Raw genomic sequence first — 3,400 nt, forward strand, 5'->3', positions numbered from 1 at the left:
TCCAGCACGGCGGTGACGGGCAGCGCCCTGGTTTCATCCTTCATGTCCGCGCGGTCCTGCATTGCATCCGCATCCTGATAGAGCAAAAGCGGCTTGCGGGCAAAGCGCGGTTTCGTCGCGTTCTGTTGATCCACTCGGTGTGGACCGACCAGCCTCATTTTTCAGTGAGCCGGCGAAATTCGGGTGGGTGGCGTGCGCTTCCGGCGGTCAGCTGTACGCCGCTTCCTCAAAGGCCTGCCGAATTGCGCGCAGGCCGGCGGCCACGCATTCTCCGAGTATAACAACGTTGTTATCTATCGGTGTTTCGATCATGAGTTGCATAATCTACTAAAATATAAATTCCTTCAATAGTTAAAAAATAGACAATCATTAGCGTTGTCTATATAAGAAGTATTATGTATTTTATTCAAAACTAATAATTATTGTGCTCTGGGCGCGCCCCAACGAAAATAATAAATGAGGTGAGGGAATGCATGATATTAGTGCGGATAGTCAGGAGCGCATTGGCCGCTTGCTGATTTCGGAATCAAAAAAGATACGGATGGTGCGATCCATAGAAGCCACTTTGGATCTTGCCATGAAGCTGGGCTACAGCGCGGCGGCGGTCCGCCTCTATGGTGCGCTTGAGCTGATCCATAATGAAGACGACCTCGGTGAAGGTTGAAAACGCCAGACATGGCGCGCCGCTACGGGAAACCTTTGCGGCGCGTTTTTTCGATAAACCCTAACGTCTTTCCGCCAACCATTCCTGCGCACTGCCGATCTCCATCGGCTTGGCGAAAAGGTAACCCTGACCCAGATCGACCTTCAGGCGGAGCAGGGTCGCGTATTCCTCCTCGGTTTCCACGCCTTCGGCGATGGTAAGCGCGCCGGTCTGGCGGGCGAAATCGACCATACCCAGCACAAGCGCCTGTTTGGCGAGGTTGGAATTGATGTCGCGCACCAGTTCGATATCGAGCTTGAGGATATCGGGGCGCATGCGCAAAAGCGCGATCAGGCCGGAAAACCCGGCCCCGACATCGTCGGCGGCGGTGCGTATGCCACGCCGGCGCAATGTTTGGAGCGCGGTTGCGAGCTCGTTGAAGTCCTCCGCCACGTCGTGCTCGGTGATCTCCACCACAAGGCGCTCCGGCGGTATATGGCCGATCGCTTCCAGCAGCGCGCCGCTGGCGATGGTCTGCGGGGAGGCGTTGAAGCCGATCGCCATCTCCTGCGGGATGTCGCCGAGCAATGCCAGGGCCTTTTCAATGGCCGCGATTTCGAGCTCGACCTGTCGGCCCACCCGCCGGGCCTCCTCGAACCAGATATTGGGGGACCTGCCGCCGGCAAACCGCGACAGCGCCTCGAACTTGATCGGCCGCAGGGTTTCAAGATCCACCACCGGCTGCAATACGATCCTGAAGCCGTCCGCGGCAAGCGCGCTGTCCAGGCGGGCATTGATGTCGGCGATCTCGGCGCGGCGGCGCAGGCCGTCATTGATCTGGTTGCCGGCAAGCCCGGCAAAGGTCTCCATCACCGCAAGATCGCGCTCGCCAAGGCTTGGATGCGGTGTGCTGCGCAGGCAGCAGAGCATGCCGTAGACCTGGCCATTGTCGTGGTAGACCGGCAGGCTCAGATGCGCGCCGATCGGCACGTTGCGCGTGATCGGCATGGCCACGGCGAGTGGATGCTGGCTGGTATCGGTCATCAGGTTCGGCAACACGCCGTCGAGAATGTGCTGGCAATAGACCTCGGAAAGCGGGATCACCGATCCTGGGCTGATAAGCGCCTCGAAACCCGGCGCGCTGACCGCGCGGAAAACCGACTGGCCATCGACGATCTCGGAAAGATAGGCGACCTCCATGTCGAAATGCTTGCGCACCGTCTCAAGGATAATATCGACGGCGTCCCTGGGCTGGTCTATCGGGTCCAGGGTAAGGTTCAGGGGTAGGCGACCCATCGTTTTGCGTCCGCTGTTTCGTGCTCATCAACATGCTACAGCGGTTCTTGTGTTGCCGTCCAGTTTGAAGGTGGGTCGTGCGCGGCAAGGCGTCCGCTTCGGCCTTGAATTTCTTGCCTTTTGTCAAGTCTGGACCCTGAAATGGTCGCCTTCGAGCTTCACCGCATGGCCGCTCATGGCCGATTGCTGCGCGGCATGGCCCATGGCGACGGCCCACCAGCCATCCTCAAGGCTCACCTCCACCGGGCGCGCGCCGGATATCGCGGCGACGAAGCTTTGATGCTGGTAGAAGGTCGAGCCATTGTGGTCGCCGGCCATCAGCAGCGTCGGATCGACCGGGATCACGGCCTCGCGCGGCCCCTTGGGGTTGCGCGGAGAATAGACCATGCGGGGATCGGGCGGCGCGCCGAGTTCGACCGGCCAGAAGCGGGTCGGGCCGGGCACGTGGCATTCGATCTTGCCGGCCGGTCCGATCGCGGAAATCTCCTCCTGAAAGCGCGAGCCCTCCGCGAACATGCAGAGCTCAAGCGCCGCGCGGGTTCCGGAGGCGAAATCGACGATCACATAGGCGTTGTCCCAGACATCCGGTCGTTCGTCGCCGTTAATGAGTTCGTCGCGGTGGTTGAAGGCCTGTCCGCCACTGGCCATGATCCTGACCGGATCGCTCTTCATCACCAACCGCATCAGGTCGAAGAAATGGCAGCATTTTTCCACCAGCGTACCGCCGGAATAGCGGTTGAACCTGTTCCAGTTGCCCACCTTGGTCAGAAACGGAAAGCGGTGTTCGCGGATGGTCAGCATCCGCACGCCGCCGGTCGCGCTGTCCGCCTCGCTCACTAGCCGCGCGATCGGCGGCATGTAGCGATATTCCATCGCCACCCAGACAGGGGCCGGATAGTTCGCCTTGAACGCGCTCACCCGGGCGGTATCGCCGGGATCGGTGAAAAGCGGCTTTTCCACCATCAGCGGCAGCGGCCGCGTGCGGGCGATCTCCTCCATCTGCGACAGGTGCAGGTGGTTGGGGCTGGCGATCAGCAGGCAGGTGATGGTGTCCACCGCAAGCAGATCTGCGAGGCTGTCGCAGAGCCGCGCCTTCGGGGCGAGTGCTGCAGCCTTCGCGCGCATTTCCGGATCGGGTTCGAAGATCGCGCCGATTTCCGCCTCGGGCAGAAGCGCGATGTTGCGCAGATGCTCCTGTCCCATCATGCCGCAGCCGATAATGCCGTAGATTGCCTTCACCTCAGCCCCTCCTATTTGAGCCGCGCGACGTAACGCACCACCGCCGGGTCAAACCATGTGTATGAAAATTCTGCACTTTCGCCGTCCCGGTCGAAGGAGATGCGCTGCACCTCGGGCACCGGTGCGCCGGACGTAAGCCCGAAATCATCCGGCACCCAGTCCGGCACGTGGCCAAGCCCGATCCTGTCCTCGGCCCGTGTGATCCAGAGCCCCAGCCGGGTG

At 60.9% G+C, this 3,400-nt stretch carries 4 protein-coding genes; 1 reads left to right on the forward strand and 3 read right to left on the reverse strand.

The genetic code is table 11. The annotated features are described in order from the left end of the window. Nucleotides 1–469 precede the first annotated feature (469 nt). On the forward strand, nucleotides 470–664 hold the full coding sequence (locus B4E36_RS05205) for a hypothetical protein (protein WP_018065358.1): 195 nt from the start codon (nucleotides 470–472) through the stop codon (nucleotides 662–664). A gap of 60 nt (nucleotides 665–724) precedes the next feature. Here the strand turns inward: B4E36_RS05205 and B4E36_RS05210 are convergent, their stop codons facing one another. The 3 genes from B4E36_RS05210 to B4E36_RS05220 form a co-directional block, all read right to left on the reverse strand. Further along, nucleotides 725–1,939, reverse strand: coding sequence for a sensor domain-containing phosphodiesterase (locus B4E36_RS05210; protein ID WP_292055384.1), 1,215 nt, complete (start codon nucleotides 1,937–1,939; stop codon nucleotides 725–727). A gap of 123 nt (nucleotides 1,940–2,062) precedes the next feature. Continuing rightward, on the reverse strand, nucleotides 2,063–3,178 hold the full coding sequence (locus B4E36_RS05215) for a Gfo/Idh/MocA family oxidoreductase (RefSeq protein WP_345900070.1): 1,116 nt from the start codon (nucleotides 3,176–3,178) through the stop codon (nucleotides 2,063–2,065). A gap of 11 nt (nucleotides 3,179–3,189) precedes the next feature. Next, nucleotides 3,190–3,400 (reverse strand): UTRA domain-containing protein (locus tag B4E36_RS05220; RefSeq protein ID WP_345900071.1); only part of this gene is annotated, 211 nt, incomplete at its 5' end.

This window comes from Martelella sp. UBA3392 (genome assembly GCF_002358775.1).
GTDB classification, from domain to species: domain Bacteria; phylum Pseudomonadota; class Alphaproteobacteria; order Rhizobiales; family Rhizobiaceae; genus Martelella; species Martelella mediterranea.